General features: G+C 70.7%; 17 protein-coding genes and 2 pseudogenes. 11 read left to right on the forward strand and 8 right to left on the reverse strand.

Going from position 1 to position 21,611, the window contains the following annotated elements; translation table 11 throughout:
• Positions 1–47: 47 nt before the first annotated feature.
• The 4 genes and pseudogenes from Air01nite_RS16075 to Air01nite_RS16095 all read left to right on the forward strand — a co-directional run bounded on the left by Air01nite_RS16075 (position 48) and on the right by Air01nite_RS16095 (position 4,981).
• Positions 48–1,415: a carbohydrate-binding protein gene (locus Air01nite_RS16075; protein ID WP_203703178.1), complete on the forward strand. Its 1,368-nt coding sequence runs from the start codon at positions 48–50 to the stop codon at positions 1,413–1,415.
• 156 nt (positions 1,416–1,571) lie between these two features.
• Positions 1,572–2,357 (forward strand): annotated as a pseudogene (locus Air01nite_RS41935) (cellulose binding domain-containing protein); the annotation flags it as partial.
• A 1-nt stretch (position 2,358) separates the two neighbouring features.
• Positions 2,359–3,341: pseudogene (locus Air01nite_RS16090) on the forward strand (chitinase); the annotation flags it as partial.
• Between the two features lie 86 nt (positions 3,342–3,427).
• Complete coding sequence (locus tag Air01nite_RS16095) at positions 3,428–4,981, forward strand: cellulose binding domain-containing protein (RefSeq protein WP_239090743.1); 1,554 nt, start codon at positions 3,428–3,430, stop codon at positions 4,979–4,981.
• A 55-nt stretch (positions 4,982–5,036) separates the two neighbouring features.
• Here Air01nite_RS16095 and Air01nite_RS16100 read toward each other — a convergent pair whose 3' ends face one another.
• Positions 5,037–5,477, reverse strand: a complete 441-nt coding sequence (locus Air01nite_RS16100) for a VOC family protein (RefSeq protein ID WP_203703179.1) — start codon at positions 5,475–5,477, stop codon at positions 5,037–5,039.
• 118 nt (positions 5,478–5,595) lie between these two features.
• Here Air01nite_RS16100 and Air01nite_RS16105 point away from each other — a divergent pair, with 118 nt between their 5' ends.
• Positions 5,596–5,889 (forward strand): DUF1330 domain-containing protein, encoded by a 294-nt coding sequence (locus tag Air01nite_RS16105; protein WP_203703181.1) that lies wholly within the window; start codon positions 5,596–5,598, stop codon positions 5,887–5,889.
• 369 nt (positions 5,890–6,258) lie between these two features.
• Here Air01nite_RS16105 and Air01nite_RS16110 read toward each other — a convergent pair whose 3' ends face one another.
• From Air01nite_RS16110 to lysX, 5 genes are all read right to left on the reverse strand, one after another.
• Complete coding sequence (locus Air01nite_RS16110) at positions 6,259–7,038, reverse strand: inositol monophosphatase family protein (RefSeq protein ID WP_203703182.1); 780 nt, start codon at positions 7,036–7,038, stop codon at positions 6,259–6,261.
• A 17-nt stretch (positions 7,039–7,055) separates the two neighbouring features.
• The gene (locus tag Air01nite_RS16115; protein ID WP_203703183.1) at positions 7,056–7,712 is read right to left on the reverse strand and encodes a DedA family protein; all 657 of its coding nucleotides are present in this window, start codon (positions 7,710–7,712) and stop codon (positions 7,056–7,058) included.
• Between the two features lie 73 nt (positions 7,713–7,785).
• Entirely contained in the window at positions 7,786–9,225 is a 1,440-nt protein-coding gene (locus Air01nite_RS16120; protein WP_203703184.1) for an FAD-binding oxidoreductase, read from the reverse strand.
• A gap of 59 nt (positions 9,226–9,284) precedes the next feature.
• On the reverse strand, positions 9,285–9,965 hold the full coding sequence (locus Air01nite_RS16125) for a DUF998 domain-containing protein (protein WP_203703185.1): 681 nt from the start codon (positions 9,963–9,965) through the stop codon (positions 9,285–9,287).
• Complete coding sequence (gene lysX / locus Air01nite_RS16130; RefSeq protein ID WP_203703277.1) at positions 9,962–13,318, reverse strand: bifunctional lysylphosphatidylglycerol synthetase/lysine--tRNA ligase LysX; 3,357 nt, start codon at positions 13,316–13,318, stop codon at positions 9,962–9,964. The genes Air01nite_RS16125 and lysX overlap by 4 nt, the downstream gene beginning before the upstream one ends.
• A gap of 134 nt (positions 13,319–13,452) precedes the next feature.
• Between lysX and Air01nite_RS16135 the strand changes: the two genes are divergently transcribed.
• From Air01nite_RS16135 to rocD, 6 genes are all read left to right on the forward strand, one after another.
• Positions 13,453–14,262, forward strand: a complete 810-nt coding sequence (locus Air01nite_RS16135) for a hypothetical protein (protein WP_203703186.1) — start codon at positions 13,453–13,455, stop codon at positions 14,260–14,262.
• Between the two features lie 45 nt (positions 14,263–14,307).
• Positions 14,308–15,453: a carboxylate-amine ligase gene (locus tag Air01nite_RS16140; RefSeq protein WP_203703188.1), complete on the forward strand. Its 1,146-nt coding sequence runs from the start codon at positions 14,308–14,310 to the stop codon at positions 15,451–15,453.
• A complete protein-coding gene (locus Air01nite_RS16145) occupies positions 15,446–16,822 on the forward strand; it encodes an FAD-dependent oxidoreductase (protein ID WP_203703190.1) in 1,377 nt (458 codons plus the stop codon). The genes Air01nite_RS16140 and Air01nite_RS16145 overlap by 8 nt, the downstream gene beginning before the upstream one ends.
• Positions 16,823–16,881: 59 nt before the next feature.
• Entirely contained in the window at positions 16,882–17,613 is a 732-nt protein-coding gene (locus Air01nite_RS16150) for a thrombospondin (RefSeq protein WP_203703191.1), read from the forward strand.
• A 234-nt stretch (positions 17,614–17,847) separates the two neighbouring features.
• Complete coding sequence (gene ddaH, locus Air01nite_RS16155; protein WP_203703192.1) at positions 17,848–18,696, forward strand: dimethylargininase; 849 nt, start codon at positions 17,848–17,850, stop codon at positions 18,694–18,696.
• Positions 18,693–19,907 (forward strand): ornithine--oxo-acid transaminase, encoded by a 1,215-nt coding sequence (rocD, locus tag Air01nite_RS16160; RefSeq protein WP_203703193.1) that lies wholly within the window; start codon positions 18,693–18,695, stop codon positions 19,905–19,907. Before ddaH ends, rocD begins: the two co-directional genes overlap by 4 nt.
• A gap of 259 nt (positions 19,908–20,166) precedes the next feature.
• Here rocD and Air01nite_RS16165 read toward each other — a convergent pair whose 3' ends face one another.
• Both Air01nite_RS16165 and Air01nite_RS16170 read right to left on the reverse strand, forming a co-directional pair.
• Positions 20,167–21,273: an FHA domain-containing protein gene (locus Air01nite_RS16165; protein ID WP_203703194.1), complete on the reverse strand. Its 1,107-nt coding sequence runs from the start codon at positions 21,271–21,273 to the stop codon at positions 20,167–20,169.
• Positions 21,270–21,563 (reverse strand): 4a-hydroxytetrahydrobiopterin dehydratase, encoded by a 294-nt coding sequence (locus Air01nite_RS16170; RefSeq protein ID WP_203703195.1) that lies wholly within the window; start codon positions 21,561–21,563, stop codon positions 21,270–21,272. The genes Air01nite_RS16165 and Air01nite_RS16170 overlap by 4 nt, the downstream gene beginning before the upstream one ends.
• Between the last annotated feature and the right edge of the window lie 48 nt (positions 21,564–21,611).

Genomic DNA, 21,611 nt, shown 5'->3' on the forward strand with positions numbered 1-21,611 from the left:
TCTGAGAGCGCTCTCACGGCCCGTCCCCCGCTCGAGAGAGGCCACATATGAACCGTCGCGTCCTGTTATCGATCGCCACCGCAACCATCACCGTCGCGGCCGTCGCCACGGCGGTCACGGCCAACGCCTCCGTGCCGGCCACGCCCTCGGGCTGGACCCTGGCCTGGAGCGACGACTTCAACGGCTCCGCCAACACCCTGCCCTCGTCCAGCAACTGGATCATCGACACCGGCACCAGCTACCCGGGCGGGCCCGCCAACTGGGGCACCGGCGAGATCCAGAGCTACACCAACAGCACGTCCAACGTGAGCCTCGACGGCTCCGGCAACCTGCGGATCACCCCGATCCGCAACGGATCCGGGCAGTGGACCTCGGCCCGGATCGAGACCCAGCGCAGCAACTTCAAGGCGCCGTCCGGCGGTGTGCTGCGGATCGAGGGCCGGATCCAGATGCCCAACGTGACCGGGGCGCAGGCGGCCGGCTACTGGCCCGCGTTCTGGGCGCTCGGCGCGCCGTTCCGGGGCAACTACTGGAACTGGCCGGGCATCGGCGAGTTCGACATCATGGAGAACGTCAACGGGATCAACTCCGTCTGGGGCGTGCTCCACTGTGGAGTCGCTCCCGGCGGGCCGTGCAACGAGTTCAACGGCATCGGCGCCTCGCGGGCCTGCCCGGGATCGTCGTGCCAGTCGGCGTTCCACACCTACCGGTTCGAGTGGGACGCGAGCGTGAGCCCGCAACAGCTGCGCTGGTACGTGGACGGCGCGCTCTACCACACCGTCACGCAGTCGCAGATCGGCGAGCCGCACTGGACCAACATGACCAGCCACGCCGGCTACTTCATCCTGCTCAACGTCGCGATGGGGGGCGCGTTCCCCAACGGCGTGGCCGGCTCGGCCACCCCGACCGCTTCCACGGTCTCCGGCCGGCCGATGCTCGTCGACTACGTCGCCGTGTGGACCCGCGGTGGTGGCGGCGTCCCGACCGACCCGCCGCCGACCGGTGGCGGTGGCTCCGCGTACAGCCAGATCCAGGCCGAGTCGTTCAACGCACAGAGCGGCGTGATCGTCGAGGCGTGCAGCGAGGGCGGCCAGAACATCGGCGCGATCCGCAACGGCGACTGGGTCCAGTTCAACAACATCAACTTCGGCTCGACCCCGGCCCGGGACTTCGTCGCCCGCGTCGCGTCGGGCGCCGCCGGCGGCGTCAGCGGCCTGGTCGAGGTGCGCCTCGACAGCCGCAGCAACGCCCCGATCGGCAGCTTCGCCCTGGCCAACACCGGCGGCTGGCAGAGCTGGCGGTCCGTGCCCGGCAACATCACCCCGACCACGGGCACGCACACGGTCTTCTTGACCTTCACCAGCGGCCAACCCAACGACTTCGTCAACGTCAACTGGTTCCAGTTCCGAACCTAGGTATTGACAAGTATCTGTAAACAGTCTTAATAATTGGCCATCTATCGATGTAAGCGCGGGCCTGGGGAGGACTTCATGCGCTTGCGGACCCTGATGGTCACCGCGGCGGTCACCCTGCTCGGTGGGGTGGCCGCCGTCGTGGGTGCGACGCCCGCGATGGCCGCCGGACCGACCGCCACCTTCGTCAAGACCTCCGACTGGGGCACTGGTTGGGAGGGGAAATACACGATCACCAACGGCGGCACGACCACCATGAACGGGTGGACGGTCGCCTTCGACCTACCGTCGGGCGCCTCGGTGAGCAGCTTCTGGGACGCGGACATGACCCGCTCCGGGCAGCGCTTCAGCTTCACCAACAAGTCGTGGAACGGCACGCTCGCGCCGGGCGGCACCGCCTCGTTCGGGCTGATCGGCGCCGGTGCCGGGTCGCCGGCCAACTGCACGCTCAACGGCGCGTCCTGCGGCGGCACGACCGACCCCGGCACGCAGCCACCGGGCACGCCGGGCGCGCCCAGCGTCACCGGCGTGACCCAGACCAGCATCTCGCTGGCCTGGGGTGCGAGCAGCGGCACCGTCACCGGCTACCGCGTCTACGAGGGCAGCACGCTGCGCGCGACCGTGACCGGCACCTCCGCCACGATCGGCGGGCTGACCGCGAACACCACGCACACCTACACGGTCGCCGCCTACAACACCGCGGGTGAGTCGGCCCGCAGCGCCGCCGTCACCGGCACGACCAGCGGCGGCACCGGGCCGCAGGTGCCCGGCACGCCCGGCAACGTGCGGGTCACCGGCACCACGGGCAGCGCGATCTCACTGGCCTGGAACGCGTCGAGCGGGACCGTCACCGGCTACCGGGTCTACGAGGGCACGACCGTGCGCGCCACCGTCACCGGCACGACCGCAACGATCAGCGGGCTGCCGGCGTGCGCGTCCCGGACGTACACCGTCGCCGCGTACAACACCGCCGGCGAGTCGGCCCGCAGCGCGGCCGTCAGCGGCACCACCACCGGTTGTTCCACGGGACCGCTGCCGGCGCACTTCCTGACCGGCTACTGGCACAACTTCGTCAACCCGGCCGTCGAGTTGCGGCTGCGGGACACGCCGGCGGCGTACGACCTGATCGCGGTTGCCTTCGCCGAGGCCACCAGCACGCCTGGCGCCGTCACGTTCGCCGTCGACCCGGGGCTGGCCTCGGCGCTCGGTGGCTACTCCGACGCCGACTTCCGCTCCGACATCGCCACGCTGCACTCGCGGGGCAAGAAGGTGATCCTGTCGGTCGGCGGTGAGGCGGGCCGGGTCGCCGTCAACGACGCGACCAGCGCCACCAACTTCAGCAACTCGATGTTCAACCTCATCCAGTCGTACGGCTTCGACGGCGTCGACATCGACCTGGAGAACGGCCTCAACCCGACCTTCATGGCCCAGGCGCTGCGCAGCCTCCGCAGCCGGGTCGGCGCCAACCTGATCATCACGATGGCGCCGCAGACGATCGACATGCAGAACCCCACGGTGTCCTACTTCAAGCTGGCGTTGGACATCCGCGACATCCTGACCGTCGTACACACCCAGTTCTACAACTCCGGCTCGATGCTCGGCTGCGACCAGTCGTTCGCGTACAGCCAGGGGACGGTCAACTTCATGACCGCGCTCGCCTGCATCCAGCTGGAGGCCGGGCTGCGGCCCGACCAGGTCGCCCTCGGCCTGCCCGCGGGCCCCGGCGCCGCCGGCGGTGGCGTCGTCTCGCCGAGCCTGGTCAACCAGGCGCTGGACTGCCTGGCCCGCGGCACCAACTGCGGCAGCTTCCGCCCGCCGCGCACCTACCCGGGCATCCGCGGCGCGATGACCTGGTCGATCAACTGGGACGTGAGCAACGGCAACCAGTTCGCCAACACCGTCGACCCGCACCTGTCCACCCTGCCGTGAAAGGAACGGACCGTTGTTAACGCTTTCCGCATAACAACGGTCCGTTCCAATCGCTCTCCCGTCCCCGAGCACGGTTGGAGATCTCCGTGAAACTCATCAGCAGAACGGCCGTCACCGCCGGCCTGGCCGCGGCTGCCATGGTGGTCGGCATAGCCGTCGCACCAGCCGCCTCCGCGGCCACCGCGGCCTTCGTCCGCACCGCGAGCTGGGGTTCCGGCTACGAGGCCAAGTTCACCGTCACCAACAACACGTCCTCGACCATCACCTCCTGGAACGTCGTGTTCGACCTGCCGAGCGGCACGTCGATCAGTTCCTTCTGGGACGCCGACATGACCCGGTCGGGTCAGCGGTTCACGTTCGTCAACAAGTCGTGGAACGGCACGCTCGGCCCGAACGGCACGGCCAGCTTCGGGTTCATCGCGGCCGGCAACGGCGACCCGACCAACTGCACGGTCAACGGCTCGTCCTGTGCGGGCGGGCCGCCGCCGAACCCGGGCACACCCGCGACGCCCGGCAACGTGCGGGTCACCGGCACGACCGCCAACTCCATCTCCGTCGCCTGGAACGCCTCGACCGGGGCCACGGGCTATCGGGTCTACGAGGGTACGACCGTGCGCGCCACGGTGACCGGCACCAGCGCGACGATCGGCGGGCTGCCGGCCTGCACCTCGCGGTCCTACACGGTCGCGGCATACAACGCGCAGGGTGAGTCGGCCAAGTCCGGTGCGGTGTCGGGCACGACCACCGGCTGCACCGGCGGCGGGGGCGCGATGAGCGCGGCGCCGTACATCTATTCCTGGGGCAACGTGCCCAACCTGAACACCGTGATGTCGGCGACCGGCATCAAGTGGTTCACGAAGGCGTTCGTGCTCTCGGGCGGCGGCTGCACCCCGGCGTGGGACGGCAACCGGCCGATCAACAGCGCCGGCGACGCGCAGCAGATCGCGTCGATCCGGGCCGCGGGCGGCGACATCATCCCGTCGGTGGGCGGCTGGAGCGGCAACAAGCTGGGCCCGAACTGCTCCTCGGCGTCCGCGCTGGCCGGTGCGCTGCAGCAGGTCATCAACGCGTACAACCTCAAGGCCATCGATCTCGACGTGGAGAACACGGACGAGTTCGAGAGTGAGGTCGTGCAGGACCGGATCCTCGGCGCGCTGAAGATCCTCAAGCAGAACAACCCGAGCCTGAAGACGATCGTGACGATCCCGACCGCGGTTTCGGGGCCGTCCTGGTGGGGCACCCGCCTGATCAACCAGGGCGCCGCGCTGCAGGCCAATGTGGACGTCTGGACCATCATGCCGTTCAACTTCGGCGGCGGTGCCGACATGTACGCGTCGACCGTCAGCTCCGCGGAGGGGTTGCGCAACGCGTTGAAGACGGCGTTCGGTTGGTCGGACGCGACCGCGTACGCCCACATGGGCATCTCGGGCATGAACGGCCGGTCCGACCAGAACGAGATCACGACGACCGCGCAGTGGACCTCGATCCGCGACTGGGCGAAGGCCCGCGGCCTGGCCCGGCTGGCCTTCTGGTCGGTCAACCGCGACCGCGGCTGCGCGGGCGGCCCGCTCAGCTCGGACTGCTCGAGCATCGCCCAACCCGACTGGGAGTTCACCCGCATCACGGCCCAGTTCAGCTGACGTTCCCGATCCATCCGCCGCCACTCCCGTCCGGGGGTGGCGGCGGCTCTTTTCTTCAGCCCAGTTGCTCGGCCAGCCCCACGACGATCCCCTCGGGCCCGCGGACGTAGCAAAGCCGGTAGACGTCCTCGTACCGCGCGATCTCGCCGACGAGACTGGCGCCGTGGGCGACCAGCCGGGCGACGGTGTCGTCGATGTCGTCGACGGCGAACATGACCCGCCGGATGCCCAACGTGTTGGCCGGCGCGTCCTTGGGCTCCGGGCTGATCGCCTTCGGCGCGTGGAACATCGCCAGCTCGATCCGGCCGTTGCCGTCGGGCGTACGCAGCATCGCGACGTCCTGCCGGACGTCCTGGATCCCGATGACCTGCTCCACCCACGGTCCTTCGATCGGCCCCTTGCCTTCCAGCACCATGCCGAGCTCGACGAAGAACGCGATCACCGCGTCCAGGTCGTCGACGACGATGAGGACGTTGTCCATCCGTTGGATCGTCACGTCGCGCCTCCTCTTGTTCTGTCCTGGGACGGAGTCGCCGGCACAGCTTCGACGTCACCCGTCCCGGATGTGGCCGAGGCCACATCGATCCTCTCTGCTTTGCGCGCACCATTGGGCCATGACCGCTTACTGGATCAACACGTTCACCGCCATCCACGACGAGGCCAAGCTCGCGCGCTACATCGAGCTGGCCGGCCCGGCGATGCGGGCGGCAGGCGGCGAGTTCCTCGCCCGCGGCAACCCGGTGCACGTGCTGGAGGGGTCGGCGGCCCTGCGCACCACGGTCATCCGCTTCGCCAGCGCCGACGCGGCGGTCGCGGCGTACCACAGCCCGGGCTACCAGGAAGCCCTCGCCGCGCTCGGCGACGGCGCGGAACGCGACATCCGCATCCTCAACGGCGTGGAGGGGTGAGGACTCGCGCGCCGTTCCACGTCTCCGTCTGAGACGGCTCCCCCGCGACGGATCCCCCGGGCCGCGGTCGCCGTGGTAGCTCTCGCGCAGCCGCCGCAGCAACACGGCTCCGTCGTCCACAACCCATCCGTCTTGGAGCACGGCTCGAGCGCCCGGTTCGGTGATGTCGTCGGTTATGAGGCGGCCGTCAACGGCCGCGGGTTACCCGATCTCGATCTCGGCTCGCCCGATGTCCGTAGCCTGCTGCGCCGCGGAGTGGCGTTCGGTTGGCTCGCGCTCGACCGGCTCCGGGCCACCGAGTTGCCGCAGGCGGTTGTCGCTTACGTCAGTGCCGCCCCGATGCTGTGCCGGATCGCTGAGGCGGGGAAGTCATATCCGCCCCTGTTTGCGGGTCAGCCGGAGCAGCGTCTCGTGGGTTTCCGCGTCCGCGGCGACGATCAGGCCGCCGATGCCCGTGTCGAGTGGCTGGCCGTCCAGGCCCGTGATGATGCAGCCCGCCGCCTCGCAGATGGCCAAGCCCGCCGCGAAGTGGACGCTTTCCCGTTGGTAGCCGTCCGTGACGTAGGCCGCGCGGCGGCCGGCCGCCACCCACGTCACCGCCAGCGTCGTCGACAGGACGCGGGGGCCGAACTCCGACTGGAACTCGGGATCCGCGAGCAGCGTCGTCGCCAGGAAGTCAGGGGCGTTCGGGAACGGTGGGTCCAGGTTCACGTCGACCAGGCGGGACCCCGCGGACGGCACGAGCGCGGCATCGACCCCGTCGCGGCGGACCCACGACGTCGTGCCGTCCGTCCAGAAGATCTCGTGTGACAGCGGGTCCGCGGCCGCCGCGACGCCGCCCAGGGCCACGTTGACCGCGACCAGGGGCGTCTCGACAGCGAAGTTCAGGGTGCCGCAGAGTGGATCCACCAGCCACACCCGCGACGCCGCAGGGCCACCGCGGCCCGACTCCTCGCCCACGAAGGCGTCCGCCGGGCGGTGTGCGCGGATCACCGCCAGGATCGCCCGTTCGGCCTCCAGGTCCGCGGTCGTGGCGAAGTCTCGGGGAGACTTCGCGAAATGCTCGACCTCGGAGCCGTAGTAGCGGCGGACCACCTCCGCGCCTGCCGCGGCCGCCGCTACCGCTACCTCCGCGTCGGTCAGGATCATGGGCGACAGCGTAGGTGTCAGCGGGTCAGTGCGCGTGCCCGCCGGCGCTTGCGGACCTTCTTGCGCACCCACAGCCCGACCATCACCGCGATCAGCGCGAAGATGGCGTAGTCGAACCACTGCGCGTACTGGTCGACCAGGTGCCACCGCGAGCCCAGCGCGAAACCCGCCCCCACGAACAGCGTGTTCCACACCCCGCTGCCGATCGCCGTGTAGAGCACGAAGCGGCCCAGCGGCATCTCGTTGGCGCCCGCCGGGATCGAGACCAGGCTGCGCACCACCGGCACGCACCGTCCGAAGAGGACCGCCGCGTTCTCGTGCCGCTCGAACCACCGGTCGGCCTTCTCCAGGTCCTCGGTGTCGACCAGCGGGATGTGGTCCAGCCAGCGCTTCAGGCGGTCCTCGCCCAGGCTGCGGCCGAGCCAGTAGAGGATCAACGCACCGACCACCGCGCCGGTGGTCGCGGCGACGATCACCAGGGGGAAGCTCATCCGGCCCTGGTTGGCGAGGAAGCCGCCCAAGGTCAGCACGATCTCGCTGGGGATGGGCGGCACCAGGTTCTCCAGCGCGACCAACAGGCCGACGCCGACGGTGCCCAGGGAGTCGATCACCCCGGCTACCCATCCGGTCAGTCCACCTAGATCGCGGGGGTCGCCTTCAGCGGCCAGCGCCATTCCTCACAGCTCCTCACGGATTATCGGACGGGTTGTGCATTCCTACCCGAAGAAGCTGAAAGCATGCTGATGATCAGCTGGTGGCGACCGGCGTGATGTTGTTGTTGGAGCGGAACACGTTGTCCGGGTCGTATTTCGCCTTGATCGACGCGAGCCGCCGCAGGTTGGCGCCGAAGGCGCTGGACACCGCCACGTCCGCCGGCTCGTCGGACCGGCCCGTGAAGTTCAGGTAGACGCCGTCGTCGCCGAACTGGGCAGAAAGGCGGAACGTCTCGCGTACCCACGCGATGTTGGCCTCGTTGTCGGCCGGATCGGTCCAGTTGCCGTCGATCGAGAGCAGGAACGGCGACGAACGCTGCGCGAAGGCGGTCGCGTCCGGTGGCACCGCGGCGATCGCCCCGCCCATGTGGAACAGGTTGACCAGCGTGACCGGGCTGGGCCGGGCGGCCGCCCGCGCCGCGACGAAGTCGATCGCCTCGTCGCTCAGGGACGACAGATAACGCGACTTCCAGTACGCCTGCAGCGTGTTGCGCGGGAAGAACGCGTCGAAACCCTGCTGCACCGCGATGTACGGCATCGGCTGGGACATGTCCAGCAGCGGCGTGCCCAACTCCCGCAGCGGCGCGAGGATGTCCATGCCGGTGGCGGCATCGCCCGAGTAGACGCCGCCCACCACGATGCAGGCCCGGTTGTGCACCGCCGGAGGCAACTCCGGGTCGGCCGGCATCGTGATCGTCAGGCAGCTCGCGGTGACCTCGTCGGGCGCGACCGCGACGTAGTTGCGCCAACCGCGCAGCACGTCGGCGGCCTCCTCGACCGGATAGAAGGTGCCGGCGAACGCCACCGTCGGCCCGACCTCCTCCAGCGCGAAGGTGAACCAGGTGACCACCCCGAAGTTGCCGCCGCCGCCGCGCAGCGCCCACAACAGGTCGGTGTTCTCGGTCGACGACGCGACCCGCACCTGGCCGTCCGCACCGACCACCTCGGCCGCCACGAGATGGTCGCAGGACAGCCCGTACTTCCGGCGCAGCCAGCCGTAGCCACCACCGAGCGTGAGCCCGGCGACCCCGGTGTCCGAGACGACACCTCCCGGCACGGCCAACCCGTACGCCTGGGTCTCCCGGTCGACGTCGGCCCACACGGCACCGCCCTGCACCCGGGCCAGCCGGGCGGCCGGATCCACCTGCACGGCGTGCATCGGCGCCAGGTCGATCAACATGCAACTGTCCGACGCGGACAGCCCGGCGATCGAGTGCCCGCCGCCGCGCACCGAGACGACCAGGCCGTTGTCGCGCGCGAAGGTGACCGCGTCGCGCACGTCGGCCGTGCCGAAACAGCTGATCACCAGCGCCGGGTCGCCGGGGTGCATCGCATTGAACACTTCGCGGATTCCGTCGAAGCCGGGATCGTCGGGCGCCAGCACCGGGCAGTGCACCCGCTCCCGCAGTTCCTCGATGACCTCATCCGTCAGCGTGGTCAGGCCGCCTTGCACGGTCGTCGCGGTGATCGACATAACGCAACACCCCCGAACCCGAATATTCTACGCATATCCGGTACGCGCACGAGGGCGATTCAGGCCGACCGCCGCGGTGGTTGCTGACTGCGCACCGCCGCGTAGATCAGCCATCCGGCCAGGTTGAGCAGCTCGAGCCGCTGCCAGACCGCCTCCTCCACGCCGGTGTCGGTGCGCAGCAGCTCGACCAGCAGCCCCAGGTTGATCGCCACGGCGCCGACGGTGAGACCGGCCGCCCAGGTGCGGTCCGTGCTGCCGTCCCGGGACGCCGCCCAGAACGCGGCGATCGAACCGAGGCCGCCGATCACCGCGAGCCCCGAGGTGATCGTGTGCGGGTCCGACACCGCGCTGAGCACCCCGCCGGCGAGCGGAGCCGCGCAACCCGGGTCGATCGACGGTGCGCAGGGCAGCGCTGTCAGGCTCCCGTCGCAGATCGTCGCCACGCCGAACAGCGCCGCGAACAGCCAGGCCGCCCGCTCGGCTCGGCCGAGCCGGCGCCACCGCCGCCGGTCCCGCCGGCCGCCGAGCAGCATCCGGGCGGAGCCGAACACCACCAGCCCGCCCGCGACCACGTCGCCGAACCGGAACAGGTTGTGCCAGGGCTGGTCGGACGCCGCCAGGTCGCTGGCCAACCCCGTGGTCAGGCCCAGCTCGGGGTTGAGCCACGGCGCGAGCAGCCACGAGCTGTAGGTCACCGCCGAGAGCCCGAAGGCGGCGGCCGGCCAGCGGGGCGGCCTCACGACGCCGCGCGGACGAGCGGGAACGGCAGCGTCTCGCGGATCGACCGGCCGGTCAGCAGCATCACGAGCCGGTCGACGCCGATGCCGAGGCCACCGGTCGGCGGCATCGCGTACTCCAGCGCCTGCAGGAAGTCCTCGTCGAGCTCCATGGCCTCCGGGTCGCCGCCGGCCGCCAGCAGCGACTGCTCGGTGAGCCGGCGGCGCTGCTCGACGGGGTCGATCAGCTCCGAGTACGCGGTGCCCAGCTCGAAGCCGAAACCGACCAGGTCCCAGCGCTCGGCCAGCCGCCCGTCGTGCCGGTTCTGCCTGGTCAGCGGCGACACCTCGGTCGGGAAGTCCTTGTAGAACGTCGGCAGGTCGGTCTTGGACTCGACCAGGTGCTCGTAGAGCTCCAGCAGCACGGCACCGCGACCCCACTTCGGGTCGTACGCGATCTCCGCCTTGTCGCAGTAGCGGCGCAGCGTGGCCACGTCGGTGTCCGCGTCGACCACCTCGCCGAGCGCGGTGGACACCGCCTCGTTGACCGTGCGCACCGGCCAGTCCCCCGAGATGTCCACCTCCTCGTCGGTGCCCGGCCGGCGCGCCACCGCCTGCCCGTACGCGGCGATCGCGGCTTCCTGGATCAGCTCCCGGGTCAACCGCAGCATGGTGTCGTAGTCCCCGTAGGCCTGGTAGGCCTCCAGCACCGTGAACTCCGGGTTGTGGCTGTAGTCGGCGCCCTCGTTGCGGAACGTCCGGCCCAGCTCGAAGACCCGCTCCACCCCGCCGACCGCGAGCCGCTTGAGATACAGCTCCGGCGCGATCCGGAGATACAGCTTCAGGTCGTACGCGTTGATGTGTGTCGTGAAGGGTTTGGCGTTGGCGCCGCCGTGGATCCGCTGGAGGATCGGCGTCTCGACCTCGAGGAAGCGGCGGCCGACCAGCGACTCGCGCAGCGCGAAGATGGCGTTGCCGCGCGCCCGCAACAGGTCCCGCGCCCGCTTGTTGGTCACCAGGTCGAGGTAGCGCTGCCGCACCCGCGCCTCCGGGTCGGCCAGGCCGCGGTGCTTGTCCGGCAGCGGCCGCAGGCACTTGGCGTTGAGCTGCCAGGAGGTCGCCTCGACGGTCAGCTCGCCGGTCCGGGTGGTGATCACCTCGCCGGTCACGCCGACGTGGTCGCCGATGTCGATCGTGTCGTCCCAGCCGTCCACCGACTTCCGGCCGGTGAGCATGACCTGGAGGTCGCCGCTCCAGTCGCGGATCGTCGCGAACAGGATGCCGCCGTGGTCGCGCATCAGCATGACCCGGCCCGCCACGCCGACCTTGTCGCCGCTGCGGGTGTCCGGCGCCAGCTCTCGGTGGGCGGCGGCCACCTCGGCGCAGGTGTCGGTCCGGGGATAGTTCACCGGGTACGGGTCGATGCCCGACCCGATCAACCGCTCGCGCTTGGCCAGCCGCACCCGCATCTGCTCGGGTGCCTTGTGGTCGACCTCGCCCGGACCGGGCGGCGCTTCGGCGGCTTCGATCGCCTCGGCCTCCCGTGCCCGCACGGCCGCGTCCGGCGGCAACGTGTCTAGCTGGTCGCCGCTGGTGCCCGGCAGGGCGAGGAAGCCCTCGGCGATCGCCGACGACAGGCCGACCCGGACCAGCTCGCGGCGCTCGCCGAAGCACAGGAAGCGCGGCTGCCAGACCGGGTGGTACTTGGCGTTGGACCGGTAGAGCGACTCGAGCTGCCACCACCGGGAGAAGAACAGCAGCAGCTTGCGCCACGCCCGCAGGATCGGGCCCGCGCCGATCCGGGCGCCTTCCTCGAACACCGCCCGGAACACGGCGAAGTTGAGCGACACGCGGTCCACGCCGAGCCGGGGTGCGCCCTCCATGAGCTCGGAGACCATGAACTCCATCGCGCCGTTCTCGGCGTCGGGTGCGCGCCGCATCAGGTCCAGCGAGAGGCCGTGCGTCCCCCACGGGCTGAACGAGATCATCGCCTTGACCTCGTTGTGCTTGTCGACCGCCTCGACCAGCACGCAACGGGCGTCCGCCGGGTCGCCGAGCCGGCCCAGTGCCATCGAGAAGCCGCGCTCGCTCTCCGTGTCGCGCCAGGCCGTGGCCAGATGCGCCAGCTCCTTCATCTCCGCCTCGGGGATGTCGGAGTGCCGGCGGACGGTGGCCGTGTAGCCGGCGCGCTCGACCCGGTTGACCGCCTGGCGCACCGGACGCATGTCGCGGCCGTCCAGGGTGTACTCGCGGGTCAGCAGGATCGCCTCGTCACCGAGGTGGATCACCTTGAGACCGGTGCGGGCGTACGCGATGGCGCCCTCCTCGCTGGCGCCCATCACCGCCGGCGTCCAGGCGTAGTAGCGGGCCTGTGCCAGCCAGGCGTCGATCGCCGGTCCCCAGGCCTCGGGGTCGCCGACCGGGTCGCCACTGGCCAGGCTCACCCCGTTGACCACCCGGTAGGTGACGGCCGACTTGCCGGTCGGCGAGAAGATCGCGGACTTGTCGCGCCGGGTGGCGAAGTAGCCGAGGGAGTCGCGGTCGCCGTACTTGGCCAGCAGGGTGCGTATCTGCCGCTCGTCGCCGGCGTGCAGCTCGGCGTTGCGGCGCTGGGAACGCAGCAGCGTGGCCATGGCGGCGAACACGGCTACCGCGCCGAACAGGCCGAGGACGAAGCTGACCCAGCCGGGCGCGGCGCCGATCCGGGTGATGTCGAAGGAGAAGCCGCCGCCGAGCACCCGCTCGGTCGCGTACGCGGCCTGGTTGGCCGTGCCCTCCAGGCTGCCGGGGAACGCCGCGACCAGGCTGAGCCCGAGCCCGACGCCGACCGCCAGCGTGCCGACGAAGACCGCCAGCGCCCGGCGCACGCTGCCCTTGGCCACGTGCGCGTAGAACTCGCCGCGGAACAGGATCAGCAGGGCCAGCGCGACCACCGAGACGCCGAGGCCGCTCCACAGCAGCGCGAGGTCGCCGGTGCCCTGGTAGAGGTGGTTGCCCGCGTCGTCGACCAGCTCGGCGTCCGGCACGAACGAGACGATGATCCCGATGATCGTGTTGATCAGCACGCTCAGCCCGAAGTAGACGGTGAGCAGCCACCAGGCGACCCGTTTGCGGCGCAACGTCGCGGTCGCGAGCACGGCGAGGAACACGGCGTAAGCGACGTTGGCCGGCGCCGGGATGATCGCCGCGTCGATGGTCTCCCGGACGGCCTGGATGTCGGACCGGAAGATACGGGCGATCGCGGACACGAACGAGATGATCGCGACGATCCACATGACCGTCCCGAAGATGCGCGGAATCTGCCGGCCCCAGTGCAGCCCCGGCGGGCGGGCTATCGGCCGCGCGGCGGCGGTCTCGGCGACCTCGTCGACTGTCATAGCCACGGCGCGACCTCCCGGTGCCTCTACCAGGCCGCAGGGATAGCGGCAGATCCCAACTTCGACCATAGGCAGCTACCTAGAATGATTCTCATAAAACGGACTTAAAAGACGGCGAGGGGGTGGGTACGCCGATGGTGGACTGGTTCAACCGCACGATCGTCGATACGGGGCGCCTGCCCCTGTTCTGCTTCTTCGCGGGCTTCATCGTCACGTTCGCGTTCATCCGGTTCTCCGTGCGGATGATCCGGGCGAACGTCAAGTGGTGGCCCGGCAACGTCAGCCCGGGCGGGCAGCACATTCACCACGTGGTGTTCGGGGTGATCTTCATGATCATCGCGGGTGTCACGGGCTTCGCGCTGAACACCGACAACACGGCCGCCAACGCCGTGTTCGCCGGCATATTCGGGCTGGGCGCGGCCCTCGTACTCGACGAGTTCTCGCTGATCCTGCACCTGGACGACGTCTACTGGTCCGAGAAGGGGCGCACCTCGATCGACGCGGTGTTCATCGCGATCGCGTTCACCGGGTTGCTGCTGCTCGGCGTGCGGCCGATCGGCGTCGACAACATCACCTCGGCGCGCACCGCCGGCGAGTCCACGATCACCGCCTGGGTGGTCGGCTCGGTCGTCCTCGTGGTCAACTTCCTGCTCGCCGGCATCACGCTGATCAAGGGCAAGATCTGGACCGGCCTGATCGGGCTGTTCATCCCGATCCTCATCCTGGTCGGCGCCATCCGGCTGGCCCGGCCGCACTCCCCCTGGGCGCGCTGGCGCTACCGGAGCGACAAACCGCGCGCCAAACGCAAGATGGACCGCGCGATCGTGCGGGAGAGACGGGTCCGCATGCCGATGATCGCGGGGAAGGACTGGCTGCAGAACATGATCGCCGGCCGGCCCGACGGGCCGGCGTCAGGGGATCGCACGGACGTGACGTCCTCCTGATCACGGCAGGCTTCGCCTAACGGAAGGCTGGGTAACGATGGGCGCATGTCGGACGTGGTGGCAGATGCCGCACCTGAGCGGGACGTTGACCGCGCGTTGCTGACCGTCGGCGTCGAGGAGGAGTTCCTCCTGGTCGACCCGGCGACCGGCATGGCCGCCGAGGCGGTCGACGCCGTGCTCACCGAGGTCCCGCCGGAGCTGCGCGGGCAGGTGCAGCACGAGTTCCTCACCAGCCAGATCGAGATCGGCAGCCCGCCGGGCCTGCAGTTGGAGGCGCTCGCGCACTCGCTGGGCCTGCTGCGCTCCGGCCTGTCGGGTGCGGCCGAGCGGGCGGGCTTCCAACTGCTCGCGGTCGGCACCGGGCCATCGGGGCCGGACGGTGACCAGAGCCCGCGGATCTTCGACAACCCGCGGTTCCACCGGATGATCGAGCGGTACGGCAACATCTCGCCCGGCCCCGGCTACAACGGGATGCACGTGCACGTCGGCATCCCGGGGCCGGAGATCGGCGTCGAGGTGCTCAACCACATCCGCCCCTGGCTGCCGGTGCTGCACGCGGCGACCACGAACTCACCGTTCTACAACGGACGCGACACGGGCTACGCGAGCTGGCGCTCGGTGCTCTGGAACCGCTGGCCCCCGGTCGGGCCGACGCCGTGGCTGGAGTCGCACGCCCACTACGTCTCGCTGGTCGACGAGCTGATCGACACCGGCATGCTGCTCGACGAGGGGATGCTCTACTGGTACGCCCGGCTCTCCGCGCACCTGCCGACGGTCGAGGTCCGGATCGGCGACGTGTGCCTGACGATCGACGACACGATCCTGGTGGCCGCGCTGATCCGCGGTCTGGTCGCCGCCGCCATCGAGGACATCGAGGCCGGCCGCCCGGCGCTGCCGATCGAGCACCACGTGCTGGTCGCCGCACACTGGCGGGCCGCGCACGACGGGCTCGAAGGCATGGCCTGCGACCTGTTCGACGGCGGCACCCACCCGGCCTGGCAACTGGTCCGCCGCCTCTTCGACCGGGTCGGCCCGCACCTGGAGCGGCACGGCGACCTGGAGACCGTGAGCTACCTTCTGGGACGGTTGCACACACACGGCACCGGCGCCGCCCGGCAGCGCTCGGTCTTCACCCGTACCGGAGAGATGAGCCAGGTGATCGACTACCTCGCGGTGCAGACCCGTGGCTGAACGCCTCGTCGTGATCGGCGGCGACGCGGCCGGCATGTCCGCCGCCTCCCAGGCCCGGCGGCGCCGCCCCGCCGAGGAGCTGTCCATCGTGGCGTTCGAGCGTGGCCGGTTCACGTCCTACTCCGCCTGCGGCATCCCGTACTGGGTCGGCGGGCTGGTCGACGACCGGGACGACCTGATCGCCCGGCCGCCCGAGGTGTTCCGCGACGACTACGAGATCGACGTGCGCACCCGGCACGAGGTGGTCGACATCGACCTCGACCGGCGCGAGGTGGTCGCCGTGGCGCTCGACGAGGGCCGCCGCGAGGTCCGCGAGCCGTTCGACCAACTCGTGTACGCGACCGGCGCCGTGCCCGTGCAGCCGCCCTGGGCGACCTCGGGCGTCACCGGCGTGTTCGGGGTGCAGACCCTCGACGACGGTGACGCGCTGCACGCCTGGCTCGACCGCGACCCCGCGCCGAAGCGCGCGGTGGTGGTCGGCGGTGGCTACATCGGTGTCGAGATGGCCGAGGCGATGGTCAACCGCGGGCTGGCGGTGACGCTGGTCGAGCGCGGGCCGCAGCCGATGTCGACGGTCGACCCCGACATGGGCGCGCTGGTCACCGACCGGCTCAGCGGCCTGGGCATCGACGTGCGCACCGGGCTCGCGGTCACCGGGCTCGACCACCGCGACGGGGTGGTCGCCGCGGTGGTCACGGACTCCGAGCCGATCCCGGCGGACATCGTCGTGCTCGGCCTCGGCATCAAGCCCAACACCACGCTGGCCCGGACCGCCCGGCTGCCGCTGGGTCCGACCGGCGGCGTCCGGGTCGACCTGCGGATGCGGGTGGTCGGCCTGCCCGGAGTCTGGGCCGCCGGTGACTGCGTCGAGTCGGTGCACCGGGTCTCCGGCCAGCCGGTGCACATCCCGCTCGGCACGCACGCCAACAAGCAGGGCCGGGTCGCGGGCATCAACATCGGCGGCGGGTACGCGACCTTCCCCGGCGTGATCGGCACCGCGGTGACCCGGGTGTGCGACCTCGAGGTGGCCCGCACCGGGCTGCTCTCGACCGAGGCCGACGCCGCCGGCTTCTCCTTCGTCACCGCCACGGTGGAGTCCACGAACCGCGCCGGCTACTTTCCCGGCGCCGACTTCATGACGATCAAGCTGCTGGCCGAGCGGGGCACGGGCCGGCTGCTCGGGGCGCAGATCGTCGGGAAGTCCGAGGCGGCGAAGCGGATCGACGCGCTCGCGGTGGCACTGTGGAACAACATGACCGTCGAGGAGATGGTCGGGCTCGACCTCGGGTACGCACCTCCGTACGCGCCGGTCTGGGATCCGGTCCTGATCGCGGCCCGGAAGGCGGTCGACGCCCTCGGGGTGAAGTGAGGCATGGATCTCGGCCACTTTGGGTAAGCCGCCTCGCGTAGCCCTTATGGAGGTGTGCTGTGGTCAAGATTCCGTCGTTCGCCCGGCGCGAGGAGAGCGCCGATGTGGACGAGAGCCGCACCGCGACCGATGAGACCGTGGTCCGGGACCGGACCACCGACCGCCAGACCGAGGTTCCGGACCGCGTCGACGATGCCGACCGCACGCGGCGCGCCGGTCGCGGTGACCGGCCGACGCTGTTCGGTCGGTGGTCCGACCGTGACCGCGGCCGGGTGAGTGACACGTCGACCGGCCGCGCGACCCCGGTCGCGCCGGTCAGCCCGAGTGCGCCGGCGGGGCCGAACGCGCCGACCGCCGACGAGCGCCGGCTCGCCGGCACCGACCTGGAGACCGACAAGCGGGTCGACGACACCCGCCCGACCGAGCCGGTCACCGAACCCACCCCCGACGTGGTTCCCGCCGGGCCGCGACCGCGCACCAGCATGCTCGCGACGATCAGCCTGATCCTGTCGATGATCGGAGCGTTCTTCGTGCTCAGCGGCGCCCTCGCCGGTTACGGCATCGCCGTGGCCGCGATCGGCTTCCTGCTGGCGGTGCCCGCGTTCGCCGCGACCCGCAAGCGGCACGTGGCCGGCAAGCTCGACGCCACCCTCGGCCTGCTGATCGGCGGCGCCGCCGTGGTCATCGGCATCCTCGCCTTCACCGGCACGTTCACCTGGCCGAACACGGACGGTGACTGGGTGGAGCGCCTGCGCGGGTGGCTCGACTCACAGTTTGTGGACCGGTTCTGACGGGCACTTGATCTCTCGGAGCGGCACGGACAATCCGCTCCGGCGAGACCAATGGGTGACGTGGTTCACCGATCCCCTGGTTGTGCTTGGGGGGCAGCGATCCGCTGCCCCCCATAACGCTGTCTGGGGCGCGCAACGAATGGTTGGTGGGGCCCGGTCAGCACGCAACGATCTTCCGCAGGACGCAATTCTTTCCCATGGCCCCCGTCCGACCTGCGCACATAGCGTTGCCGCATGACGTTGGACGCGGTTGGCGGGCGGCGGCGGTACCTCATGTGCCGGCCGACGTACTTCGCCGTGAATTACAAGATCAATCCGTGGATGGACCCGACCGCGCCCTATGACACGGCGCTGGCGATCGACCAGTGGACCCACCTGCGGGAGACGTTCGTCGACCTCGGCCACACGGTGGAGGAAATCGACCCGCTGCCCGGTTTGCCCGACATGGTGTTCGCCGCCAACGGTGCGACCGTGGTCGACGGGACCGTCCTCGCCGTCCAGTTCCGCGACCCGGAGCGCGCCGACGAGGGGCCGGCCTACCGGTCGTGGTTCGAGCGCGCCGGCTACGCCGTACACGAGGCGAAGTTCGTCAACGAGGGCGAGGGCGACCTGATGCTCGCCGGCGACGTCGTGCTCGCCGGCACCGGGTTCCGCACCACGCACGCCGCGCACGCCCGCGCCCAGGAGGTGCTCGGCCGGCCGGTGATCACGCTGCAGCTGGTCGACCCGCGCTTTTACCACCTCGACACCGCGCTGTGCGTGCTGTCGGGTTCCGACGGGGTCGGTCCGGTTCGCATCGCCTACCTGCCCGAGGCGTTCTCGCCAGGCTCGCAGGCGGTGCTGCGCCGGCTGTTCCCCGACGCGGTGATCGCGACCGTGGCCGACGCCGAGGTGCTGGCCCTCAACGCGGTCAGCGACGGGTCGACGGTGGTGCTGCCGGTGCAGGCCACCGGGCTGACGGCGGCGCTGCAGGCGCGTGGTTACCGCACGATCGGTGTAGACATGTCTGAACTACGTAAAGCGGGCGGCGGCCCGAAGTGCTGCACGCTCGAACTGCGTCCGGGCGGAGGGGCCGACTCATGATTCTCGATGACGTGCTGCGTACGCCGGCGGCCATCCGCGACGCCGAGCGCCACACGGCGCACAACTACCACCCGCTGCCGGTCGTGATCGCGACCGCCGAGGGCTCCTGGGTGACCGACATCGACGGCCGGCGCTACCTGGACTTCCTGGCCGGCTACTCGGCGCTCAACTTCGGCCACCGCCACCCGGCGCTGACCGCGGCGGCGCACGCCCAACTCGACCGGGTCACGCTGACCAGCCGGGCGTTCGTGCACGACCAGTTCGCCGAGTTCTGCGCGCGGCTGGCCGCCCTGTGCGGCAAGGACCAGGTCCTGCCGATGAACACCGGCGCCGAGGCGGTCGAGACCGCCATCAAGATCTCGCGCAAGTGGGGCTACCGGGTCAAGGGCGTGCCGGCCGACCAGGCCACGATCGTGGTCGCGGACGGCAACTTCCACGGCCGCACGACGACGATCATCTCGTTCTCGACGGACCCGGACGCGCACGACGACTTCGGTCCGTACACGCCGGGCTTCCGGATCGTGCCCTACGGCGACCTGGCCGCGATGGCGGACGCGATCGACGAGACGACGGTCGCGGTGCTGATCGAGCCGATCCAGGGCGAGCAGGGCGTCGTGGTGCCGCCGGACGGCTACCTGCCGGGGGTACGCGAGCTGTGCACGTCGCGCAACGTGCTGTTCGTGGCCGACGAGATCCAGTCGGGCCTCGGCCGCACGGGTGACACGTTCGCCTGCGACCACGAGTCGGTAGTCCCGGACGTCTACATCCTGGGCAAGGCCCTCGGCGGCGGCATCGTCCCGGTCTCGGCGATCGCGGCGAACAGCGACGTGCTCGGCGTGATCAAGCCGGGCCAGCACGGCTCGACCTTCGGCGGCAACCCGCTGGCCTGCGCGGTGGCGATCGAGGTCGTCAAGCTGCTGGAGACGGGCGAATACCAGGCCCGGGCCAAGGAGCAGGGCGCCTATTTGCAGGCCGGCCTGCAGGGCCTGGTCGGCTCGGGCCTGCTGGAGGTCCGCGGCCGCGGCCTCTGGGCGGGCATCGACGTCGACCCGGACCTGATGACGGGCCGCGAGGCCTGCGAACGCCTCGCCGAGCGCGGAATACTGGCCAAGGACACCCACGGCTCAACCCTGCGCCTGGCCCCACCGCTGATCATCGACAAGGACGACATCGACGTAGCGGTCGCGGCCCTACGCGCGATCTTGAAGTAGTCATTGCACAAACGACGAGCCCGGCGCCTCTGCGGAGGGGCCGGGCTCGTCGTTCGTGCGGTGAAATCGCAGATCTTGGTAGGGATTGCTGCTGCAGCAGCAACGAACTACCAAGATCCTGACGTGCGCGAGCTGCGGGCACTGCCCGCCGGATCCTGACCTGGCGGCGACCCCCAGCGGGCCTGGCAGCGCAGCGAAGCGGAGCGGTGTCCGGCGGGAGCGACGGTCCGGACCACCGCGGGCTCGGGACCCGTCTGGTTTATCTGTCGAGGGCGCGCATCGTCGTGGTCGGCGCCTCGGCCATGACCGAGCTCGGGTTGGTCACGCCGCCGGTGGTCCAGGTGCGCGACCGGGCCACCTGGACGCCCGGGTAGAGCTCGACCACGTCGCCCATGCCCAGGGCGCGGGCCTGTGACTTCAGGGTGATCCGGTTGTCGTCGTCGATCGAGCCGCCCGGGCGCAGGCCGGTGCCGTTGGTGCTGACGTCCTGGACCACCAGGTCCGGGCCGTGCAGCTCGAAGCGGACGTGGTTGCGGCTGATCCAGCGGCGGGCCTCGTCGGTGAGCCACTGGCCCAGCATCACGCCTCGGTCCGGGGCCCGGCCGACCGTGATGGGCTGGTCGGCGGCGACCACGAAGCGCTGCCGGACCACGCCGCCGACCCGAGCCGACATGACCTCGGCCCGCGGGCGTGGGCCGCCGTCGCCGAGGCGCTGCTCGTGTCGCGGGCAGGTGGGAGCGCCGGTGCGCAGCGTCGGCGGTGGCTGGCCGCCGGGCCGGCCCGCGGGCTTGGCGCCGTAGGCCGAGCAGCCTGGCTCCGGGCAGCGCCACAGGCGGGACAGCAGCTTCATGCCCACCGGTGACGGGTCGCCCGCGCTGGGTTGCGCGCCCCCGCCCACGCGGGCGATCAGGGTCGGGCCGCCAGGGCCCGACACCGGGGCGAGCAGCCGGCCCGGCTGGGCCAGCCAGCCGTATCGCTGCCGGGCGCCGTCGAAGCGGTTGCGGCTCAGGACCGGCAGGCCGAGCAGTTCGGCGACCTCGAGCAGGCGGTCGCCGGGGTCGCGGAGCACCTCGATCCGGCCGTCGTCGGCCCAGCGGCGCACCACCATGCGTTCGTTGGAGGTCAGGTCCGCGTCGGAGATCAGCCCGCGCGGGGCGATCACGTAGACCGGGACGTTTTCCTCTTCGAGCTGCCGGCCGAGCGCGTCGACTGCGATGCCGAGGCGCAGCAGCGTCGCCGGGCGGCCGCCGTCGAGGTCGACGAACCGGCTGACCTCGGCCAGGTCGACCACCGCGCGGGCCAGGGCCGGGTCGAGGCAGAGCCGGCCCTCGATCGCGTCGAGTACGCGCGATATCTCGAACCTCATGCGGCTTCCCGGATGATCGTGTCGATGCGGCTGGCCAGGTCGAGGTCCTTGCGGGTGACGCCGCCAGCCGAGTGCGTGCTCAGCGTGAACAGCAGCCGCCGCCAGCGGATGTCGATGTCGGGGTGGTGGTCGAGCTCCTCGGCCACCTCGGCGACGCGGTCGACCACCGCGATCGCACCGGGAAAGCTGGCCAGCTCGGCGGTGCGGCTGATCCCCGAGGGGTCACCCGCCCAGCCGTCGAGCCCGGCCAGCGCCGTCTGAAGTTCGTCGGCGCCCAACACCTCTGCCACGCACCAGACCATACCGCCCACGCGCATGGGCGCAATGCCCGTTACGAG

Origin of the sequence: Asanoa iriomotensis (assembly GCF_016862515.1) — a bacterium.
In the GTDB taxonomy this organism is placed as follows: Bacteria; Actinomycetota; Actinomycetes; order Mycobacteriales; family Micromonosporaceae; genus Asanoa; species Asanoa iriomotensis.

Bases quoted from the DNA above. Each gene is read 5' to 3' on its own strand.
- Air01nite_RS16140 (WP_203703188.1), top strand. From the start codon at position 14,308: ATGTCGGACGTGGTGGCAGATGCCGCACCTGAGCGGGACGTTGACCGC.
- rocD (WP_203703193.1), top strand. From the start codon at position 18,693: ATGATTCTCGATGACGTGCTGCGTACGCCGGCGGCCATCCGCGACGCC.
- lysX (WP_203703277.1), bottom strand. From the start codon at position 13,318: ATGACAGTCGACGAGGTCGCCGAGACCGCCGCCGCGCGGCCGATAGCC.
- ddaH (WP_203703192.1), top strand. From the start codon at position 17,848: ATGACGTTGGACGCGGTTGGCGGGCGGCGGCGGTACCTCATGTGCCGG.
- Air01nite_RS16110 (WP_203703182.1), bottom strand. From the start codon at position 7,038: ATGATCCTGACCGACGCGGAGGTAGCGGTAGCGGCGGCCGCGGCAGGC.
- Air01nite_RS16075 (WP_203703178.1), top strand. From the start codon at position 48: ATGAACCGTCGCGTCCTGTTATCGATCGCCACCGCAACCATCACCGTC.
- Air01nite_RS16115 (WP_203703183.1), bottom strand. From the start codon at position 7,712: ATGGCGCTGGCCGCTGAAGGCGACCCCCGCGATCTAGGTGGACTGACC.
- Air01nite_RS16120 (WP_203703184.1), bottom strand. From the start codon at position 9,225: ATGTCGATCACCGCGACGACCGTGCAAGGCGGCCTGACCACGCTGACG.
- Air01nite_RS16135 (WP_203703186.1), top strand. From the start codon at position 13,453: ATGGTGGACTGGTTCAACCGCACGATCGTCGATACGGGGCGCCTGCCC.
- Air01nite_RS16165 (WP_203703194.1), bottom strand. From the start codon at position 21,273: ATGAGGTTCGAGATATCGCGCGTACTCGACGCGATCGAGGGCCGGCTC.
- Air01nite_RS16105 (WP_203703181.1), top strand. From the start codon at position 5,596: ATGACCGCTTACTGGATCAACACGTTCACCGCCATCCACGACGAGGCC.